The 20504-nt window shown below is 48.6% G+C and carries 21 protein-coding genes and 1 riboswitch; of the genes, 9 read left to right on the plus strand and 12 right to left on the minus strand.

The genetic code is table 11. The features are described 5' to 3' along the window. Positions 1-75 precede the first annotated feature (75 nt). On the minus strand, positions 76-1374 hold the full coding sequence (serS, locus tag DC345_RS23315) for a serine--tRNA ligase (protein WP_113055196.1): 1299 nt from the start codon (positions 1372-1374) through the stop codon (positions 76-78). A 380-nt stretch (positions 1375-1754) separates the two neighbouring features. Between serS and DC345_RS23320 the strand changes: the two genes are divergently transcribed. After that, positions 1755-2987, plus strand: coding sequence for an MFS transporter (locus DC345_RS23320; RefSeq protein WP_113055198.1), 1233 nt, complete (start codon positions 1755-1757; stop codon positions 2985-2987). 448 nt (positions 2988-3435) lie between these two features. Here DC345_RS23320 and DC345_RS23325 read toward each other — a convergent pair whose 3' ends face one another. Then, positions 3436-3927 (minus strand): DUF2798 domain-containing protein, encoded by a 492-nt coding sequence (locus DC345_RS23325; RefSeq protein WP_472924294.1) that lies wholly within the window; start codon positions 3925-3927, stop codon positions 3436-3438. Positions 3928-4104: 177 nt separating this feature from the next. On the opposite strand from DC345_RS23325, the gene DC345_RS23330 reads away from it, so the two are divergent. The 7 genes from DC345_RS23330 to DC345_RS23360 all read left to right on the plus strand — a co-directional run bounded on the left by DC345_RS23330 (position 4105) and on the right by DC345_RS23360 (position 9897). Further along, positions 4105-4491, plus strand: a complete 387-nt coding sequence (locus tag DC345_RS23330) for a VOC family protein (RefSeq protein ID WP_113055201.1) — start codon at positions 4105-4107, stop codon at positions 4489-4491. A 16-nt stretch (positions 4492-4507) separates the two neighbouring features. Next, positions 4508-5263: an NAD-dependent epimerase/dehydratase family protein gene (locus DC345_RS23335; RefSeq protein WP_113055203.1), complete on the plus strand. Its 756-nt coding sequence runs from the start codon at positions 4508-4510 to the stop codon at positions 5261-5263. Between the two features lie 145 nt (positions 5264-5408). Then, positions 5409-5521, plus strand: a riboswitch (TPP riboswitch). A 220-nt stretch (positions 5522-5741) separates the two neighbouring features. Further along, on the plus strand, positions 5742-6782 hold the full coding sequence (locus DC345_RS23340) for an ABC transporter substrate-binding protein (protein ID WP_113055204.1): 1041 nt from the start codon (positions 5742-5744) through the stop codon (positions 6780-6782). A gap of 221 nt (positions 6783-7003) precedes the next feature. Further along, positions 7004-7294 (plus strand): MTH1187 family thiamine-binding protein, encoded by a 291-nt coding sequence (locus DC345_RS23345; RefSeq protein ID WP_113055206.1) that lies wholly within the window; start codon positions 7004-7006, stop codon positions 7292-7294. Continuing rightward, entirely contained in the window at positions 7294-8052 is a 759-nt protein-coding gene (locus tag DC345_RS23350; protein ID WP_113055208.1) for an ABC transporter permease, read from the plus strand. Before DC345_RS23345 ends, DC345_RS23350 begins: the two co-directional genes overlap by 1 nt. A 43-nt stretch (positions 8053-8095) precedes the next feature. Beyond that, positions 8096-8995: an ABC transporter ATP-binding protein gene (locus DC345_RS23355; protein ID WP_258530772.1), complete on the plus strand. Its 900-nt coding sequence runs from the start codon at positions 8096-8098 to the stop codon at positions 8993-8995. 95 nt (positions 8996-9090) lie between these two features. Further along, positions 9091-9897: a TatD family hydrolase gene (locus tag DC345_RS23360; protein ID WP_113055209.1), complete on the plus strand. Its 807-nt coding sequence runs from the start codon at positions 9091-9093 to the stop codon at positions 9895-9897. Positions 9898-10013: 116 nt separating this feature from the next. Here DC345_RS23360 and nfsA read toward each other — a convergent pair whose 3' ends face one another. The 9 genes from nfsA to DC345_RS23405 form a co-directional block, all read right to left on the minus strand. After that, positions 10014-10757 (minus strand): oxygen-insensitive NADPH nitroreductase, encoded by a 744-nt coding sequence (nfsA, locus tag DC345_RS23365; RefSeq protein ID WP_113055211.1) that lies wholly within the window; start codon positions 10755-10757, stop codon positions 10014-10016. Then, the gene (locus tag DC345_RS23370) at positions 10741-11349 is read right to left on the minus strand and encodes a TetR family transcriptional regulator (RefSeq protein ID WP_063566247.1); all 609 of its coding nucleotides are present in this window, start codon (positions 11347-11349) and stop codon (positions 10741-10743) included. The genes nfsA and DC345_RS23370 overlap by 17 nt, the downstream gene beginning before the upstream one ends. A 227-nt stretch (positions 11350-11576) precedes the next feature. Further along, complete coding sequence (locus DC345_RS23375) at positions 11577-12737, minus strand: YhgE/Pip domain-containing protein (protein WP_113055213.1); 1161 nt, start codon at positions 12735-12737, stop codon at positions 11577-11579. A 338-nt stretch (positions 12738-13075) separates the two neighbouring features. Next, positions 13076-15604: a heavy metal translocating P-type ATPase gene (locus tag DC345_RS23380; RefSeq protein WP_113055214.1), complete on the minus strand. Its 2529-nt coding sequence runs from the start codon at positions 15602-15604 to the stop codon at positions 13076-13078. A 164-nt stretch (positions 15605-15768) separates the two neighbouring features. After that, positions 15769-15969 (minus strand): copper ion binding protein, encoded by a 201-nt coding sequence (locus DC345_RS23385; RefSeq protein ID WP_113055216.1) that lies wholly within the window; start codon positions 15967-15969, stop codon positions 15769-15771. A gap of 48 nt (positions 15970-16017) precedes the next feature. Continuing rightward, positions 16018-16350, minus strand: a complete 333-nt coding sequence (locus tag DC345_RS23390) for a metal-sensitive transcriptional regulator (protein ID WP_258530779.1) — start codon at positions 16348-16350, stop codon at positions 16018-16020. A 223-nt stretch (positions 16351-16573) separates the two neighbouring features. Beyond that, entirely contained in the window at positions 16574-17056 is a 483-nt protein-coding gene (locus tag DC345_RS23395; protein WP_181586706.1) for a GNAT family N-acetyltransferase, read from the minus strand. Positions 17057-17261: 205 nt separating this feature from the next. Further along, on the minus strand, positions 17262-17444 hold the full coding sequence (locus DC345_RS23400) for a hypothetical protein (RefSeq protein ID WP_063566250.1): 183 nt from the start codon (positions 17442-17444) through the stop codon (positions 17262-17264). Positions 17445-17568: 124 nt separating this feature from the next. Beyond that, positions 17569-18459, minus strand: a complete 891-nt coding sequence (locus DC345_RS23405; protein WP_113055220.1) for a DMT family transporter — start codon at positions 18457-18459, stop codon at positions 17569-17571. Between the two features lie 212 nt (positions 18460-18671). On the opposite strand from DC345_RS23405, the gene DC345_RS23410 reads away from it, so the two are divergent. After that, complete coding sequence (locus DC345_RS23410; protein ID WP_113055221.1) at positions 18672-19559, plus strand: LysR family transcriptional regulator; 888 nt, start codon at positions 18672-18674, stop codon at positions 19557-19559. Positions 19560-19745: 186 nt separating this feature from the next. On the opposite strand, the gene DC345_RS23415 is transcribed toward DC345_RS23410, so the two are convergent. Continuing rightward, positions 19746-20504, minus strand: a complete 759-nt coding sequence (locus DC345_RS23415; RefSeq protein ID WP_113055223.1) for a nucleoside phosphorylase — start codon at positions 20502-20504, stop codon at positions 19746-19748.

The following is a 20504-nucleotide window of genomic DNA, read 5'->3' on the forward strand; positions in this document are numbered from 1 at the left end:
CAACATCACAGGCAAAACAAAAAGGAACCCCGGAGCAGAGTTCCCTTTTGTTTCTCAACACAGCTTCTAGTCCTTTTAATTTTCTTCGTCCTGATGCGGCAAAACCAAAAATTCGGCACCGCCCATATAAGGCTGAAGTGCGGCTGGAATGCGAATGCTTCCATCCGCCTGCTGGTGATTCTCCAGCAATGGAATCAGAATGCGTGGCGAAGCCACAGCCGTATTGTTCAACGTATGACAGTATGCAAGCTTGCCTTGGGCATCGCGACAACGAATATTCGAACGCCGAGCCTGGAAATCATGCAGATTCGACGACGAATGTGTCTCCCCGTAAGCATTGCGGCTTGGCATCCAGGTCTCAATATCGTACTGTTTGTACGTTTTCTGCGACATATCCCCTGTACAGACAGCCACCACGCGATAAGGCAGTTCCAGCATTTGCAGTAATTCCTCGGCGTGTCCCGTAATTTCCTGCAGCATTCGCTCCGATTCTTCCGCATCCGGTGCACAGAGAATGACTTGCTCCACTTTGGCAAATTGATGCACCCGGTACAACCCGCGCACATCCCGACCGCCCGAGCCGACCTCACTGCGGAAACACGTCGATACGGCAGCCAGCTTGATTGACTCTTGCACATCCACAATCTCATCGGCATAATACGAAACCAGCGGCACTTCCGATGTTCCTACCAGCCACTTATTCTCACCTTGCAATTCATAGACCTGATCCCGTCCTGTGGGGAAGAACCCCGTGTTCAAGAGTGTATTCTCTCTCACCATCAAAGGAACTTCCATTGGCGTAAATCCATGCTTCATTAGCAGATCAAGCGCAAGTTGCTGTACAGCCCGGTGCAGGAGCAACCCTGCTCCTTTGAGCACATAGCTTCGTGTGCCGCCGATTTTTACCCCACGTGGAATATCGATTAGATCATGCCGTTCACCCAGTTCCACGTGATCCTTGGCCTCATAATCGAATACTGGCAGCTCACCCACACGTCTCAGCTCCACATTATCCTCATCCGATGCGCCCATTGGCGTATCCGGCGATACAACATTGGGTACCAACCATTGCAGCCGTGTCACTTCCTCTTGCACAACAGCAAGCTTGGCTTCAACTTGTTCTAACTGACCATTCAGCTGTTTCACCTGTTCCCTTAAACCTTCGGCCTGTTCACGCTCACCAGCTTGCATCAGTCTACCGATATCAGCAGATAACGAATTACGCACTCTACGCCCTTCTTCCGTCTCCAGTAAGAGTGCTCTGCGCTCCTCGTCCCGTTCCAACAATTCACGAATACTGATATCCATTCTCTTGCCGACTGCCGCAGCTTGCACCTCTTCTGCATGCTCCCGAATCCACTTCATTTCCAACATGGTCACCGTCTCCTTTGGCTGTAAAAATACAAAGAGCGCCCTCATCCCTTGGGACGAGGAGCGCTCTGCTCGCGGTGCCACCCAACTTGCCAAACCAGAATATTCTGGTTCAGCCTCTTGGTCCGCGATAACGGGCGGTTCCGGTTAACTTGGGGAATGTTCGCTCCCCTGGCGAAAACGCCTCCGAGTTGGATTCTCTTCAACGGCATGGTCCGATCTGTAATTGTTGTTTTTCAGTATATACGAACTTTAGCCCCCATTGCAAGTTATCCGTGCACACCCTTACATGTCCTGTTATGATAGAGATTGTTTGTTTTTAGGAAATACTCCTGAATGGCAGACTTATTACATAACATAATATCTAGAAGGAGTTTTTCTTCATGAAAAAATTGCTTTGGATCGGATGTCTTTCCTATTTCCTCATCGGTCTTGCCCATGTGGTTCTCGGCTCAATCCTGCCCGTCGCCCTTGAATATTATGGCAAGGATTATAGTCAGGGAGGCACACTGATCTTTGCCCAATTTGCCGGGTTCTTGGGCGGTGTACTGTTATCTCCGTGGTTGAATAAACGCTTTGGTAAGCGAGGCGGCCTATTAATTGCCGCAGCTCTGCTCTTCATTGCTGAGTTATCCTATATGCTGCTGCCTCCTTGGGGCTGGATGTTCGTCATTGCACCTGCAGCCGGATTCGGATTCGGCATGATTGAGGCCGTCATCGGTACAATCATCATTGCTGCAATTAAAGATAATACGGCGGTTGCCATGAGCCGACTTGAAGTGTTATTTGGTATCGGAGCCATGGTCATGCCGCTCATTGCCAGCGGTCTGATTTCTGCCGGGTACTGGCGTATGTCGTTCCTCGTGGTAGCCGTCTGTGCAGCGATGACTTTTATCTTTTGGGCCAAAAGTTCATTCGGTGAGCTGGACAGCGAGCTTAGTCGACGCGGCTCAGACCAGACTCCTGTACACACTCACGCTGCTGAGTCGCCAATGGGAACGCCTGCAGACATCAAGCCAACTCGTTTAACCTATCACGGCCGTAATTTGGCTCTTCTGTCTTTATTTGTTCTATTTTTCTTTCTCTATGTCGGCACCGAAATGAGCCTTGCCAACTTCATGCCAGCCATTCTGATTGAGAAAATGAACATGAAGGAAGCAGGTGCCGCGCTTAGTGTTACCTGCTTCTGGATCGCCATGTCTGTTGGACGGCTGTTCGCCGGATATATTGCGGAGAAATTCCAATATCGCGTCTACGTTCTCTACAGCTGCCTTGCGGCAGTTGTGCTGCTGATGATCTTTCCTTTTACCAACCAGATCTGGTCGGCATTTCTGATCATTCTGTTGCTCGGGCTCGCATTATCGGGCGTATTCTCCATCGCCCTCGTCTTCGCCAGCAAAATGCTGCCTGGAACAGAAGAATCGACGCCCAGCATCCTGATTGCATCAGGTGGTGTTGGCGGTGCCATTCTGCCTTTGGTTACAGGCTGGAGCCTGGATCATCTGGAGGTTAACCAGTCCGCATGGATGCTTGCCATTTTTGCAGTTGGTCTGCTGATTATCAGCGTGATCACCTATCAATGGCAGAACAAACATGTGGTCGATACAGTGACTTAACAGTTATGTGTCGAGGCAGACCTGAGAATTAGAATCAGAAATAGAATAACTATTATAGAGATTGAGATGTCCATCGCATGAATTGGCGGTGGACATTTTGTTGTAACGTTATTCTGTTCTAACGAACCTGGTACACGCTATTCATCCTCATTTCTGCATGTTTGAAATCTAACGAATCCTAGAGACGATATTCTAGATAATTAGCTCCAAATCAAGGTCTCGTTGCAGTTTCTTAGCATAATAACGCCGCTGAGATTCGTTAGATTTTTCATTCCTTAAAAACCGGCCTAATAAGATGCTCCCTATTCGTTAGCGCTGTAATCATGGTAGAAAGTGTCCTATCTTCACCTCAGATCACCTTTCATTAAAGATGATCATACGATCTATTTATTTACACAAGATTGCCCAGGAAATACTTTCAGGTGCTTTGAATCGGAACTAACGTTATTTAGGTTGAAGGAACTACATTCCCCTTATCCTTAATGAATTTACCGAATACATATCGAACGAGCGGTCCCAGAATAATAATTTGGTAAGGTAGCGCCAGGCTGAAATTACGAGCAATCGTATGAAGATACGTACGTAGTATGGATGTTCCATTTAACTGATTTGCAAGATAAGCGGAAATCATTCCATACAAGGACATGATCAGAACCATCCCAATAACCATGAAAAATGACATGGCGAGCACACCCAGGATTTTGTTGTCAAAAGGTAAGGCAAAGGCAATTTTTCTCGCTACAGGCCCCACAATGAAGGACTCCACCAGGAACGCAATGATAAAGCACAATATGAACTGAAGCAGTATCTCAAACGCAGACATCTTGCTCAATAACCCATTGTGCCATAAATTGAAAGTCATCATGACTACAACCATTCCTGTACACATCATTATTCCAAAAACAATCTGTTCTTTTTTCGTTGTTGGCAATTCTCTCATCCTCTCTGTTTACCTTCGTAATTATAGAGATGACAAACCCCTCCACATAAGTGAACATTCTGTGAACAAATATAATTTTTCCAAATTAAAATCGGATTTGACAACCTCGTATTAGAGCCCTATCATATCCCTTAAAATGGTAGGGAATATTCGCTACATATAAGGAGGATTTGGATGATGAGTTTTCAAAAGCGCATTGACCACGTCGGCATTGCCGTTCGTGATCTGGAGACCACGCTGCGTTTCTATACGGAGATTGTTGGTCTTGAATTGAAAGACCGGGTAACCCATACCAACGGCGTCATTCAGCTCGCCTTTCTCGGCTTCAACGGAAGCCATGAGACCGAGATTGAGTTGATTCAGGGATACAGCGACAAGCTGCCTTCCGAAGGTACGGTGCACCATTTTGCCATCCATGTCGATGACCTTGAGTCTGAGTACAACCGCATTAAGGAAACCGAGGCCGAGTTTATTGATGGAGAGATGATTACACTGCCTAACGGTTACCGTTATTTCTTCATCTATGGACCTGAAAAGGAATGGATCGAGTTCTTCCAGCGCTAAGAATTGGAGCTGATTTATGAACATTTTAATTACCGGCGCAGCCGGAAAAATTGGACGTGACTTGTCCCATCACTTGTCAGAAGCATTTCACCTGCGACTTACGGATTTGAGTATCGACAGACTGCATACGTATCAAGGGACAAGCCATGAGATCATGACACTGGATGTGACAGATCCCGAAGCCTGTCAGCACGCTTGCGAAGGCATGGATGTGGTTGTTCATCTGGCGGGAGACCCTTCCCCACATGCAGGGTTTTATGAATCGTTGTTGGATATCAATATCAAGGGTACATTTAATGTATTCCGTGCAGCTCAAGACCAAGGTGTACGGAGAGTCATTCTGGCAAGCAGTGCACAGACGATTGAGGGTTATCCCATTGATGCTCAAATCTATCCGGACATGCCGACACGCCCACGGAATTTGTACGGGGTTAGCAAATGTTTTGGAGAATCGCTCGCTTCCTATTTTGCGTATACCGAAGGTTTACAAAGTGTTGCAATACGTATAGGGGCATATGATGATTTTCAACTGGATGGCCCCGCGCTGGAAGCAAGGGATATGAGTGCGTATATTAGTCCGGCTGACTTGTGTGATTTGATGTTCAAAGCAATTACAGCTCCAGATCTGGAGCCCTTCACCATACTGCATGGGATCTCGAATAATCGGTTTAAACGATTGAATCTGGAAACCACTCAGAAACAGGTAGGCTATGACCCGAAATCCGATGCTTTTGCACTCAGTCAGATTTCCTTATATGATTCGCCACGATAATTATTGAAAATAACACATCTAGAGAGGTCGTTATACGCATGTATAACGGCCTTTTTGACTATTTCATACGTGCCCCTATCCAGTTCCTGACTGGACATGCATGGGCCTCTGGCCTATAATTACACCTAGTAATGCCCGTAACTTCATAGTTTCCCAGGGGAGTCGGAATAGGCCGGCTGAGAGTGTATCCCACCAAGATACTGACCCTTAGACCTGATCTGGATCATGCCAGCGTAGGAATCGGAGTATATCGAATTGGCCCAGCCTCTTTGCTGAGTGCCACATCTCTAACGCCTGCACGCGTCCCGGATTAACGGGGCGCTTTTTTAATGTTCTTTTATATAGCCAGAGAGCTAAAAAAGTGACGTCATCCGGATCATAGCTGGTATAAATCTGTCGATTTATGCAAGAAGCTTGGATATGAAGCCAAGGAGTACCCCGCGCCACTGGCCGGACAACATGAAGGAGAGAAATAAAGATGAGATGGCGTAAAATGATGGGCCTAATGCTCTTGTGCGTACTACTAGTGGCTGTGGCTGCATGTGGCGGCAAAGAAGCTGCACCTTCAGGAGAAAATGGTAGCAGCAACACCGAAAACAGCAATGAAGGTGACAATGCAGCCCTCAAGGACGTTAAAGTGGTGCTGGACTGGACACCAAATACGAATCATACCGGCCTGTATGCGGCCGTAGATCAAGGTTTTTACAAAGCCGAAGGCTTGAATGTTGAGATTGTACAGCCAGGTGCCGGAGGCGCGGATACCATGGTAGCTTCGAACGAAGTGCCTTTTGGCGTAAGTTATCAGGAGAGTGTGACCCAGGCCCGCACACAAGGCGTACCACTCGTGTCCATCGCTGCGGTTATTCAGCATAACACGTCCGGATTTGCCGCTCCGGCGGATCGGAACATCAAGTCCCCCAAAGATTTTGAAGGCAAAACTTATGGTGGCTGGGGCTCCCCGGTAGAAGAAGCTGTGATGCAGTCCATTATGGAAGGCGAAGGCGCCGATGTATCCAAAGTAAAAAATATCAGCATGGGCGATGCAGATTTCTTCACCGCTGTGAAACGCGATATCGACTTTGCCTGGATTTTCTACGCATGGACGGGCATTGAAGCCGAACTGCGCGGCGAACCGATCGACATGCTATATGTGAAGGATTATTCCGAGGCACTGGACTACTACACTCCTGTACTCGTTACCAATGAAAAGACGATTCAGAACGATCCCGAGCTGGTTAAAGCGTTCTTGAAAGCGACTTCCGAAGGATATCAATACGCGATTGAACATCCCGAAGACGCTGCCAACATTCTGATCAAGGCCGTACCGGATCTGGATAAGGATCTTGTACTCGCAAGCCAGAAGTGGCTGAGTCCAAAATATCAGGATGACGCACCGCGCTGGGGTGAGCAGAAGCAGGAAGTATGGCAGAACTACACGGACTGGATGTTTAGCAAAAAACTGCTCGACGAGCAGGTAGATGTATCCAAAGCATATACGAACGAGTTCTTACCCCAATAAAAATGGTTTAAGTTTAACTTTTTTTACACCAGAACGAAGAGTGCAGAACCCATCTGTAGAAACGAAGTGGTCGCCTTTATCCCCGGATTTTCCCCATGTGGAAAATGGAATCGAAAAATCCGGGGATAACAGCGATCGGAAGAGGGTACTGCAATCGGAGTGGTAAAGTGTAAAGCTGGTTTAACTCATGCAATTTAACCCGAAAGGAAAAGTGATCTCTCATGGCAAGCACATTACTTAGCATTCAAGTCATTCCCAAAACGCCCAATGGCGAAAATTCCTACCCTTACGTTGATCGTGCCATCGAAGTTATTCAGCAGTCTGGTTTGAAATATCAGGTTAATCCACTGGATACCACGATGGAAGGAGAACTGGATGAGCTGTTGGAGGTTGTTCGCAAAATGCACGAAGTTCTTGTGGAAGCCGGCAGTCCGAGCATCATCTCACAGATCAAGATCGCCCATAGCCCAAGTGGTTTCAGCATGGACACCCTGACGGAGAAATATCGCTAATGCATGCCTATTGGAAAAACGTCTGGCCGCCCTTTGTGGCGGTTATTCTCTTTATAGCGATATGGCAGGGAGCCGTCTCCCTGTTCCATATTGAGAAATGGATGCTGCCTGCACCTTCGGACATCGCCCATGAAGCAGCGTCCCAGGCCGAGCGACTTGGCATGCATGCATGGGCAACAATCCAGTTGACTTTGATAGGGTTTGCAGCAGGTACACTTGTGGGATTACTGATTGCGATGGTGCTGCATTTAATTCCCTTTTTGAAATCTGCACTCTATCCATTACTTATTCTTAGTCAAAATATACCGACTATCGCGCTTGCGCCGCTCTTGCTGATCTGGTTCGGATTTGGGCTGCTGCCCAAACTGATTACCATCATCCTGGTCTGCTTCTTCCCGGTGGCCGTAGCTGCCATGGACGGGTTGACCCGCACCGATGCAGCGATGATGAACTATATGCGCATGGCTGGTGCAAAACGCGGCCAAATTTTCTGGAAGCTCGAACTCCCACATGCATTACCCTCAGTGTTTTCGGGGATTAAAATTGCCGCTACGTACAGCGTCATGGGTGCGATTATCGCCGAATGGATCGGTGCAGATAAGGGTATCGGTTATTATATGATGCTGCAAAAATCGGCCTATCGGACGGATCGTCTTTTCGTGGCAATCATGATTATTGTGGCACTGAGCCTGCTGCTCTTCCTGCTCATTGCGCTATTGGAGAAGCTGCTCGTACGCTGGCGGCCACAAAAACGATAACTTTGAAATATGCACCATATAACGCTTAGGAAGTGATGAAAAGATGACACCCGAACACAACGAGCGGATAGCTGCTGCGCCGAATGAAGGTGCAACCATTCCAAAGAGTAGTGGACTTCCTGAGAATGGAGCCGCGGCCTTACCTGCACATCATTTATCACCAGCGCTCGAAGTTCTGAACGTGCATGCTTCGTTCCGCGAGCGACGCAGCACATTGCCCGTTCTGGATGGCCTGTCACTGACCGTGGAGCAAGGAGAATTCGTAGCCATCGTTGGCCCTTCCGGCTGTGGCAAAAGCACCCTGTTTCACATCATCGGCGGTCTGCTGAAACCACAGGGGGGCCAAATCCTGATGAATGGTCAGGATGTTACCGGACAACGCGGCAAGATTAGCTATATGCCGCAGCAGCCTGCCCTCTTCCCATGGCGTACCATTGAGGACAATGTGCTGCTTGCTGGTGAAGTGTCTGCAGATGCACCACCCCGAGCAGAAGCGCTTGCAGATGCCCGGAAGTGGCTGAGCAGTGTCGGACTGGCCGGATTTGAACAAGCCTATCCGCATATGTTATCGGGTGGCATGCAGCAGCGGGTTGCCTTTCTGCGCGCGCTGCTCAGTCCGCAGGAGCTGATGCTGCTGGACGAGCCATTTAGTGCACTTGATGCATTGACCCGCAGCGACATGCAGCGCTGGCTGCTCGATATCTGGGAACAGAACCGCCGCTCGGTGCTGTTCATCACGCATAATATTGAGGAAGCGTTATTGCTCGCTGACCGTATCTATGTTTTATCGAATCGGCCTGCAGCTGTAATTCACGAAGTCGATGTTCCCTTTGATCGTCCACGTCGCGAAGCGATCACGGAGGAATCCGCTTTTCTTGAACGCAAACGGCAGATTTCCCAGTGGATGAGAGAAGAACAGCAGAAAACCCGCCTATCTAAATAGTGCGGGTTTTTAAGTTATTATTTCCCTAAAATGGGTGATCCGAGATATACAATACTGCGTATCATTGGTAAAAGATAAAAAGGAGGGGTCCATCCATGCAATCAACCGCTTTTGCACCCTTGATCGATGCTCATCTTCACCTGGACAAATATACAACCGAAGAACAACGTGAGATGCTGCATTCCTTCCCATCCCAGCAGGTTGAAGCCGTCATTGCCGTTTCCATGAATCTGGCATCAGCCCAGACCAACCTGGAGCTAGCTTCACAATACCCCCGCACCGTATATCCAGCCTTTGGGTTCCATCCCGAGCAGCCCCTGCCGTCCCTGGCAGAGCAGGATCTGTTCTTTGACTGGATCGAAAAGCATATGGGACAAGCTACAGCCATTGGGGAAGTTGGGTTGCCCTATTACAACCGACAGGAAGCCGAACTGGCAGGGCAACGCTTTGATCAGAGCGGTTATATCGATCTGTTGGAGCGATTTATCCAGCTGGCGAAACGGCACGGTAAACCGATTGTACTGCACGCTGTATATGAGGATGCCGATATCGCCTGTGATCTGCTGGAGCAATATCATCATCGCCGGGCTCACTTTCACTGGTTCAAAGGCTCCAAGCGGACCGTCCAGCGTATGGCTGACAACGGATACTTCGTCTCATTTACACCTGATATCATATACGAAGAGGAAATACGCGAACTGGCCCGTCAGTATCCTTCCGAGCAGGTTATGGCAGAGACCGATGGACCTTGGCCTTTCGAGGGACCTTTCCAGGGAAGAATGACGCATCCAGCCATGACAAGACAGGTTATTCAGGCGTGGAGTGAAGTGACAGGTATGGGAACGGAGCGGGCAGCGCGTCTCTTCTATCAGAATACAAAACGCTTTTACGGTCTTCCTTAGATCCGAATTGGCGTTCAGTCTTGTTCTGGTTCACTTTCTCCACTAAGTAGGCACTGCAGAGTATCAAAAAAGAAGTCAGTCGGCATCCGCCGAACTGACTTCTTTTGGATTTACGCTTAACGTTTCAAGAATCCTTTGCCTTCGAGGAATGGCTTCATCTGTAGACGTACCGGTTCTGTGAGGCGTTTCGCCATCATTTCGGACCACGGTGTAGTACGTTCCCCTTGGGTGCGCTCCTTCATGTATGCAGCAGTCGTTTCGTCATAACTCTCGACGCCTTTGAGGGTCTGCTCGGCGTTATAGCGGCCATGGTGCAAGACCGCATCCAGCGGTAGACGCGGACGAATCCCCGTCTCCTGATCAGCAACACCTATGCACATTCCATATACTGGGTACACTCCGTCAGGCAAGCCCAAGACATCGCTAACTTCCTCAATGCGGTTGCGCAGCCCGCCAATATATACAATTCCGAAACCTAGTGACTCTGCTGCAAGCGCAGCATTTTGCGATGCGAGTGCAACATCAATTGTGGCCACCATAAAGTTTTCAGTGGAGTCCTCATAGGATTCCTTTTCAGGTAAATGACGCTTCGCTGCATTACTCAGGCGATATAGGTCAGCACACCATACGAGAAATACAGGGCATTCGTTGATGTAAGACTGATTGCCTGCCAATTCAGCCAATTTGTCCTTTTGCTCCTGTTCGGTAACAGCAATTACAGTATAGGCCTGCACACTACTTGAAGAAGAAGCCATCTGCCCGGCCGCCACGATTGCTGCCAGCTGCTCTTCACTTACCGGGTCTGGCTTGAATTTCCGCACAGAGCGGTGCTTCATCATCAATTCAATGGTTTCGTTCATTGCTATTCACTCCCAATCCTCGTAGTACGAATTCAATGGTCTGCTCGGCCAGCTCATCTGTGTTCATATCCTGATAGTCAAAGCTAAATCGTGAGTTCTTGGCCCGTTTGTGTGCCAAAGCCACACCCATGACCTGAAGCATTGCATAAGATACGGACTCGATCTGGAATACTCCCTGCTCCTTGCCTTCTTGCAGCAGTTCTCTCACTCTGGTCCAGACGGGGTCCAAAAAACGAAATACGGTAGCTGTGCGATGGGTACGCAGCGTAATTTCAAGCTGCACAATATCGCTCATCTCCCGGTCCGTCATTGTGAACTTTACAACTTCACCTATGATTCGTCGGATACCCTCCACGGGGGAGGACATGGACTCTTCAGCCAACTCATTCATCATATGATCAGGAAAAAAGTGCTCAAATAATGCTTCGAACACCTTTTCTTTTCCGCCAAAATGATACGAGACCAGCGATACATTCGCCCCCGCCTCATCACAGATTTGACGAACACTCGTCCCGTCATACCCCTGCTGTGCAAAAAGTTTCTTGGCTGCAAGCAAAATCCTCGTTTTTATATCCAATTCCGGTTCCGTCATTCCGTCCGCTCCTCTTGTCCGTTCTATTCATTTGCTCCAGCTCACCGGGCTGCAGCGAGACTACTCTATCGTTTCATTATGAAAGTTTGTGCATCAAAGCGCAAGGTGTGCAGCCTGTGTTCCTTCAAAGCTATCCACCTCAACCTACTATTAAACCAAGCACCCCGGTGAAAATCACCGGGGCGCTTGATCATAACCTATGAAGAACAACCATGATGTCTGAAATATTAGCTGTTCATTTGAGCCGGGCTTGGTGCCCCAGCTGGCATGCGTTGTTTTTTCAACAACGTCACCACCAGGGAGAGGGCTACAGCAACCAGCAATACGATAACAATCGAGCCAGCAGCGGCTTGAACTCCAGGTCCGCCCAGTTGAGCACTCAGAACACCTTGAACGGCATATGTGGCTGGCAGATACTGACCAATACCACTGTAGAAACTGTTCAGCAGTTCACGTGGCACCATTGCACCGGAAGATACCAGTTGCAGCGACAGTGAAATGATGTTGAACAAGCTTCCTGCCGGTCCAAAGCAGATCAGGAAGAACTGGGAGAAGAACATGAACGTGCAGAGGAATAACGCCTGGAACAACCAGAATGCGATAAATCCTTGCTCGATCTGTCCGCCAAGCGAAACAATTAGTGATGATCCCAGCAGGGAAACCACTAGAGCAGACCCCAGATTAATGACTACTCTGGCACCAAACAACGTCCAGCGGGAGTGAGTAGCGGACAGCATACCCATCGCTGTCTGCAGGTTCATCCCCATAATCATGGCTCCCACATAAGAAGCGAGTACCATCATCATCGGCACCATCTGGTTGTTCATGCCGTTAACCGGATTAATGGAAGTCGTTTTACCTTCCACGCGGGTAGTCAGGTTGGCAGCAGCTTCAGCTGCCTGATCTGCAGGCGCTCCGGAAGCCGTCAACACAGCTTGCACACCTTGAGCGGTTGCTTGCTTGTTAATCGTGTTCGTCACACTTTGCGATACACCTTGCATCATGCTTTTGATCGTAACCGGGTTCGCCTCGTTAATGGTGTACTTGATTTCGGCAGTGGAACCGGCTGTTTGAATCAGCTCGTTAAACCCTGCCGGGATATTCAGTACCATATGAATCTTGCGGTGATTTAACTGGTCAAGTGCTTCAGCAGCACTCAGATTCGTTACGGTATGAAAAGGAAGCGTCTCAGCCATGCGATCTGCGATCCCCTTGGACTGCTCTCCATCCTCATTGACAACGGCAACCGTCAATTCATTCATCCGGTCATTCACTCCGGAATATGCTGTCATCCAGATCACGCTGAAGATCACTTGGAACATAAGCGCCGTCACGATCCCCACAATTACTGGCGGTTTTTTCAACAATATACGTAAAGCCTGCAACATAAATGATGTCCTCCATTACTTATTAGTTCGAATTTGATGTAAACGATTGTTTAAATCAAACGATCGTTTTAAATTTTAAGTCTATATGTCTATATTGTCAATCTATTTCTGAAAGCTTCAGAAAGATAAAGATGTGTTTCGCAAACAATGAATTCCATTTCATAAGAGAACATCACTTCACATCCTCACCTCTGTTAACAAGGAAAGGACAGCACCTTTAACATATCTCAACCACCTTCCCCCCAACAAAAAAAAAAAGCACGATCCGCCGTAGCGGACCGCACCCTATACTTACTTTTGAGCAAAATGAAAAGTTGATTCACGTCCCTCAATGGACATCAGTCATTGCTTTTCAGTTTCATTCGTTGCAGACGCAGCGAATTCAGTACAACCGACACGGAGCTGAACGCCATGGCCGCACCTGCCAACCAAGGAGCCAGGAAGCCCACTGCTGCAATTGGAATACCAATCACGTTATAACCAAGTGCCCAGAACAGGTTCTGCTTGATATTGCCCATCGTGCGCCGGCTCATCTCGATTGCGTCTGCAATACTGTTCAGATCGCCGCGCATTAGCGTAATATCCGCTGCTTCCATCGCTACATCGGTTCCGGTTCCAATCGCCATTCCAATATCGGCTGTAGCAAGGGCCGGAGCATCGTTGATTCCATCTCCAACCATCGCTACCTTGAGGCCACTCTCCTGAAGTTTTTTCACTTCTGCCGCTTTACCCTCAGGCAGTACCTCAGCCAGAACTTTATTAATTCCGGCTTGCTCCGCTACGGCGCGTGCTGTCCGCTCATTGTCTCCCGTAATCATGATGACATCGATTCCCATAGCATGAAGCCGCTGAATGGCTTCCCGTGAAGTATCCTTGATGGTGTCAGCTACAGCAACAACCCCAGCCCACTGACCGTCCACCGCGACCAGCATCGCTGTGCGTCCTTGTTCTTCAAGGTTATTCATCTGCTGCATGGTTTCCTCGGAGACATTCACCTTCGCATCCGTAAGCAGCCGGCGTGTCCCGACCAGGATTTCTTGTCCCTGGACTCGAGCTCGCACGCCATATCCCGGTATGTTCTCGAATTGCTCTGATGGGGTTAACTCCAGACCTTTACCTCGGATTCCTTCTACAATGGCCTCAGCCAAAGGATGCTCCGAACTCTGCTCTGCCGCTCCCACCTGCTGCAGCAGCTCTGCTTCCGTCCATTCCGGAGCCGTCACCACATCCGTAAGCACGGGCTTGCCTTGGGTAACTGTACCTGTTTTGTCCAGTACAACCGTCTGGATCTGCTGCGCCGATTCCAAATGTTCGCCGCCTTTGAACAACACACCGTATTCTGCCGCACGTCCGGATCCAGCCATAATGGACGTTGGGGTTGCAAGTCCAAGCGCACAAGGACAGGCAATGACAAGTACAGCAATGGCCTTCTCCAGCGAACCGGCAAAGTCACCGGGACTGGCGAACAGGTACCAGATCAGGAACGTGACTACCGCGATGCCTACAACAATCGGAACAAAGATGCCTGAAATCACATCTGCAATCCGCTGAATGGGTGCTTTGGAGCCCTGTGCATGCTCAACCACTTTAATAATTTGCGATAACGCCGTGTCCGATCCTACTCGGGTCGCACGCAGTCTTAATACTCCATTTTTGTTCAACGTAGCGCCTGTAACGGCGTCCCCTGGTTTTTTATCCACGGGCAGGCTCTCTCCGCTTAACATGGATTCATCGACAGAAGACTGCCCCTCCTCCACGATGCCATCGACAGGAATGCTGTCCCCGGGTTTGACCAGAACCAGATCACCAACCGCAACATATGCCGACGGTACAATAACTTCCTGTCCATCACGAATCACTCTGGCTTCACGCGGAGCCAGTTCGATGAGGCTTTTAATCGCCTGAGAGGAGCGCCCTTTAGCTACGGCTTCGAACCATTTTCCCAATAGGATCAACGTAATCAGGATTGCACTCGTCTCATAATAAAGCTCCACGGTTGGCATGGCTGCTGCAGCCATTCCCGTCCCACCATGATCCATCATGGTTGAAGCTGCATTGCCACTGGTCAGGGTCAGATACAGACTGTAGAAAAACGCCGCACTTGTACCCAAAGCAACCAGTACATCCATATTGGCACTGCCATTACGGAGCGCTTTATAGGCTCCCACATAGAACTGCCATCCGATGACAAACTGTACCGGCGTTGCCAACACCAGTTGGAACCATGGGTTCATGAACAGATCCGGTACCCAGATCCACGAGGTAAATGAGAAGTGACCCACCATGGCCCAAAGCAGCGGCAAAGATAACAGGGCGGAGATCATCCATTTCCACTTTTTGCGCTGTAGTTCACGTTCACGCACCGATTGGGTATCTTCCTGTGTCTGCTGCAATTCCGCGCCATAACCGAGCTGCTTGATCTTCGCCGTAATATCGGATGCCTTCAATGCTCCTGCTGCAAATTCCACATGTCCCGTTTCCAGCGCCAGGTTCACGTTTGCACGGGATACGCCTGGTAACCGGGAAAGACCCTTTTCGATTCGAGCAGAACAGGCAGCACAGGTCATGCCTGTAATGTCCAGATCCACGGATTCCGTTACAGTACCATAACCAAGCGCCTCCACCTTATCCCGCAAAGCATTGATGTTCGTTGTCTTCGGATCATAGGATACCGTTGCTTGTTCTATAGCAAGGTTAACATTCGCCTGATTGACCCCTTCCATTCGGGACAAACCCTTCTCAATCCGGGTAGAGCAGGCAGCACAGGTCATGCCTGTAATTTGCAGCGTTGTCTGTAATCCCGCCGCTTCCGGTGAAGGTACGGGTTCTGATGCTGTTGTGTTTTCCGTTGTCGATGACTTATCCATGTTGTTAGCTCCTTTCTCTATGAAATATTGGCTCTCATTCCAATACCCCCAAGGGGTATATAAAAGACCAAAAATCAGGCTTAAACAATGAACTCATTTATTGGAAAAGAGATCTGTTGCATTCCTTTCCATGCAAAGGGAAGTTCAGTTTAAGCCTGCAATAATTAGACTACGTCATATCCTTGATCTTCGATGGCTGCTTTGATCTGATCCACATTGACTTTTTGCTCGTCATATTCAATTGCGACAGTTCCTGCTGCCAGATCAACTTGACCATTCGCTCCCGCATTCTTCACGGCTTCTTCAACCGATTTCACACAGTGATTGCAAGACATTCCTGTAACGTTCAACGTAATATTAGACATGTGTAGTTCCTCCTTAGATATATAAATGATGAGTTCATTCAAAAATAATTACTTCATTAACTTCCTTACCGTTACCAATAATTCATCCACAACCTCATGCTCTCCGGCCTGAATGCGTTCAACGATACAGCTCTTCATATGACCTTCCAGCAATAGCTTGCCTACCGAATTAAGAGCAGACTGAGCCGCCGCGATCTGCGTCAGCACATCATCACAGTAAGTATCCTTCTCGATCAATCCCTTGATTCCGCGAATCTGTCCTTCAACACGGTTCAAGCGAGATATCAGGTTGCCCTTCATCTCTTGGGAGTGATGGCTCTTCCGCACATGCTTCCCGTCACTGCCTGCCGTATGACATGAATCGGCTTGCTGATCATCAATCTGCGAGACTTCGTTCACCTCTGTTTCGGATGACTCCAAAGGTTCCTTGGGATGGCTCTGATGTTCCACTGCGAACACCCCTTTTCTTTCGTTCTGTTATAAGAGTAACATACCCCGTGGGGGTATGCAAGGGTGATTTATTATTTTTCTCAAAATGGATGTTTACCATACTTCTTGAGCTGATTACTGCGCCAGACATCCTATTAGTCTTTGTACAGGCGCTCTATAGTATGTATTCCATTCTGCTGCTGCGTACAGCCAGACCTAACTGCTCATAGAAAGCCTGAGCACCGGTATTAAATGTAGATACGGTCAGTTCAACACTGTCGACCTGAATTCCTTTGCCAAGTTCGATTAACTCCTGCATCAACAGTTTGCCTGTCCCATGTCCGCGATGATTGCTGCCAACGATGATCTCATTGAGATATAACATTCTTCGATCTTTTAACAACTCCACATTCTCAATCACATTCAACTGAGCGCTCGCATATCCAACAATCTCACCCTGATCCAGCCATTCCGCAACATAGAGAAAACGATGATCGGCTTTCAGCAGTTGTTCATATTCCTTATGGCTCATTCTCGTCTGCAACTCTCTGTATACGTCTGGCCTAGCCTCCACATGCAAGCGATGCAGTTCATCCATTAATGCGGAAACTCCCGTGTAATCTCCGATGGCAGCTCGTCTGATGTTGATTCCACTCATCTTTACACTCTCCATTTCACAACCGTTTCCATGATTATACAATAAAAAAACATCTGTCGATGTGATTCACGAACCCCAACTGCGCGTTGCGGACAATTCCCTTAATCAGAACGATGATCTTCCTGATCTTATCCTTTTCTTATTTTATAAAAAAAGCAGATACCTTAACGGTACCCGCTTCTTTTCAAGCTATATCTGGTTCCTCTTATTCTTTGGATGATTTACCTTCGTCAAATGCTACAGGTGACGGTTTGGCAGACCACTCGTCTGCTTGCGGCTCAATATCCACACCGCTCAAAATTTTCTTTTTCTCCATCAAGGAATCCCCGTCTTCATCCAGTTTGTTGCGAATTGCCGCCTCATCCTGAGGTTGATTATTCTGTGTCATGTTGGAGTCCTCCTCTTCGTAATCATTGGTGATGTTCCTATATATAACATACCCATTTTTTGCATTGTCATTCGGAATGTATACAAGGTTCAACAACCACTTGAAGAAAGTTCTCCGCATAACCTTATATTTTCGCCACCTTACTGCCCTTCACTTTAACATTCACAAGCAGAATGCTGGCAATAATCATGACCAGACCTGCGATCAGATTGACCGTCACCGACTCTCCGAGGAACAGCACACTGCATAGCAAAGCGATCAGCGGAATCAGGAACGTGAACGATCCTACTTTGCTGGCTTCGCCGGAGCTGACCAGTTTGAAGAACGCGAGCCATCCCATCGCAATGACAAACACCGAAATAAACAGCGTATCCAGTATAAAAGGAAGCACCCACTGCACATCAGCCCAGCTCTCTGTTACCGTACCCGTCAACGTCAGAACAACTCCGCCGATCAGAATCGGAATGGCTGTCATCCAGATTCCATCAACCTTCATTGAAGTTCGCTTCATATATACGGTCCCGATCGCCCAGCTAATTGCGCTGAACAGCCCAAGCATAACCCCTTCAGGGGATACTTTTCCTGTCATGCCACCAATACTGATCGTAGCCACTCCTGCAAAACCGAGCACCAATCCGGCAATTTTCAGTCCATACATGGACTCTCCCAGCCATAGCCATGCCCCAATTCCGAGCAGCACAGGCTGCAAGAACACGATGGATGAAAATAATCCTGCCGGCACCTCCGTCAGCCCTACGGTCTGAAAGCCGTAGAAGAAGATGATATTAAGCACCGCAGATATGGCATAGATATGCCAGGTGTGCTTCAGGCGCAGCGTTTTGTAGCGGGGAAAAGCATACAACCCCAGCACCAAGCCCCCAATTAACAGGCGCATGCCTGCGAATATAAGCGGCGGTGTAAAATTTAATGCGTATTTGGTCAGGGGCCAGTTTACACCCCACATGAGTACCAGAAAAGCCAGGACCCAGCCTGCTTTTGCACGTGATAAAGCCATATGTTTTATTCTCCTATCCGGCACACATCTACATGCGCAGTTTAATCAATCGTACACATTATCCTGCGCTCTCTTTTGTGCCTGCAAACCATTTGGAATCGGATCCAGACCCTTTTTATATGCGTCTTTGATCGTTTCCGTGTATTCATGATACAATAATGATCAAAATAATTGAAATGCATGTTAATCATAAGGAGCATACCATATTTGTTATGAACAACTCACAGTTGCAGTTATTTGTGAAAATTGCAGAGACGGGAAGTTTCACCCGTGCAGGCCAGGAACTGAATATGACACAGCCCGCAGTCAGTCGGGCCATTTCTTCGCTGGAGAATGAACTGGATGTCACTCTAATCATACGGGATCGCAGGAACGGCATTGTGCTTACGGATGTTGGACAGCGAATCCTGGTCATTTTCCGCCGCATTTTACAGCAATTTGATAAGGTTCAGCAGGTCGTTGCCGCCGAAAAAGGGTTGGAGATTGGTACGATTCGGATTGGCTCATTCCCTATGTCATCCGCCCATCTGCTGCCGAAAATTATCCGCTCCATTCGGGACCGCTACCCTCAGATTCAGTTTGAACTACATGAGGGGAACATCATTGAAATTCAGGAGTGGTTAAGTTCACGCGCCATTGATGTAGCTCTAATTATTGCCACTGACAAAGAGCCAGTAGATGTGGCTTATGAGACGCTTCCGCTCTATAGCGAGGAGATGCTGGCCGTATTCAGGGACGACGAACCTTTTGCGAATCAGGAAATTCTGCCCGTACAAATGCTGGACAAGCACCCCATGATTATCTGCAAAGGTGGCTACGAGGTACCGATTGTTGATCTGTTCCATCGAGCAGATGCAGAATTACACTTCGGATTTGTCGTTTATAACGTAAACACTTGCCTTAGCATGATTGAGCAGGGACTCGGAACCGCCATGCTGCCTGCAATCTCACTATCCTGGCTGCCTCCGGGTGTCAAAGCACTCCCCACAGAGCCAAAAGCTTACCGTAATATTGAGATTGCCGTTCCTTCATTTGTTGATGCTTCTCCCGCATCCCGGTTATTTATTGAAACGGCACAGCAGTTGTTCGGACAAAGCTAACGAATCGATTACACCTTCCAATCTAGCGCCAGTCGCTCTTATTCCAAAACGCAAAAAGGGCGTCCCCGAGGTCATGTTCATGACCTTATGGGACGCCCTTTATATAGTCCACCGCTGGTGGACTCATTTGCGTATTTTGCAATTTTACCAGAAGTAGTACTACAAAATAACCTGATAAGCTCAGCTTTACGCTTGATCCTGACGAGCCAGTGCAGCCAGTGCACGCAGTGCAGCTTCGATCTCACGCTCAACTGCATCAGCTACCGCATTTGTGTGCGGGTCATACTCAGCCGCCAGGTCGCTGTCTGCGAAACCATCGATAGCGACAATAGCTCCGGCACGAGCACCGCGCAGTGTGCTGACGATGTAGAGTGCGGCAATTTCCATCTCAGCGGCAAGAGCACCCGCCTGCTTGTACTTGCGGTGAGGAATCTCTTCGACCCCTGTGAAGAAAGCATCCAGTGTAACGGTAATACCTACGCCAACTTTACCCGCACTTGAAGCTTTCGCTCCACTTGCATGCTCACGAGTCGCCTCGATTAACGCTTGCGTAACGCCAAGATTCGCTACCGCAGGGAAACCATCTGGTACCAGCTGACGTGTCAGCCCGTCCGTACGTACAGCGGCCGTGCTGACGATTACGCTGCCGGCTGGATAATCTGCTGTATACGAGCCCGCTGTACCTACACGAATCAGGGTCGTTACCCCTGCCCGAATCAGCTCTTCGAAGCAGACGGCTGCTCCAGGTGAACCTACGCCATGGCTGACCACGGCCATTTGTACACCTTCGTACAATCCTACAAATGTGCGATACTCCCGGCTAAATGCCAGTTCTCTCGCCTGCTCCAGCTTGCGGGAAATCTTCTCCGCACGTGCCGGATCACCACAGACAATGGCGTATGCAGGCATATCTTCGGAATGAATTTGCAAAATAGGCATCAACAT

It is taken from the genome of Paenibacillus taichungensis (assembly GCF_003287275.1).
Lineage (GTDB): Bacteria > Bacillota > Bacilli > Paenibacillales > Paenibacillaceae > Paenibacillus > Paenibacillus taichungensis_A.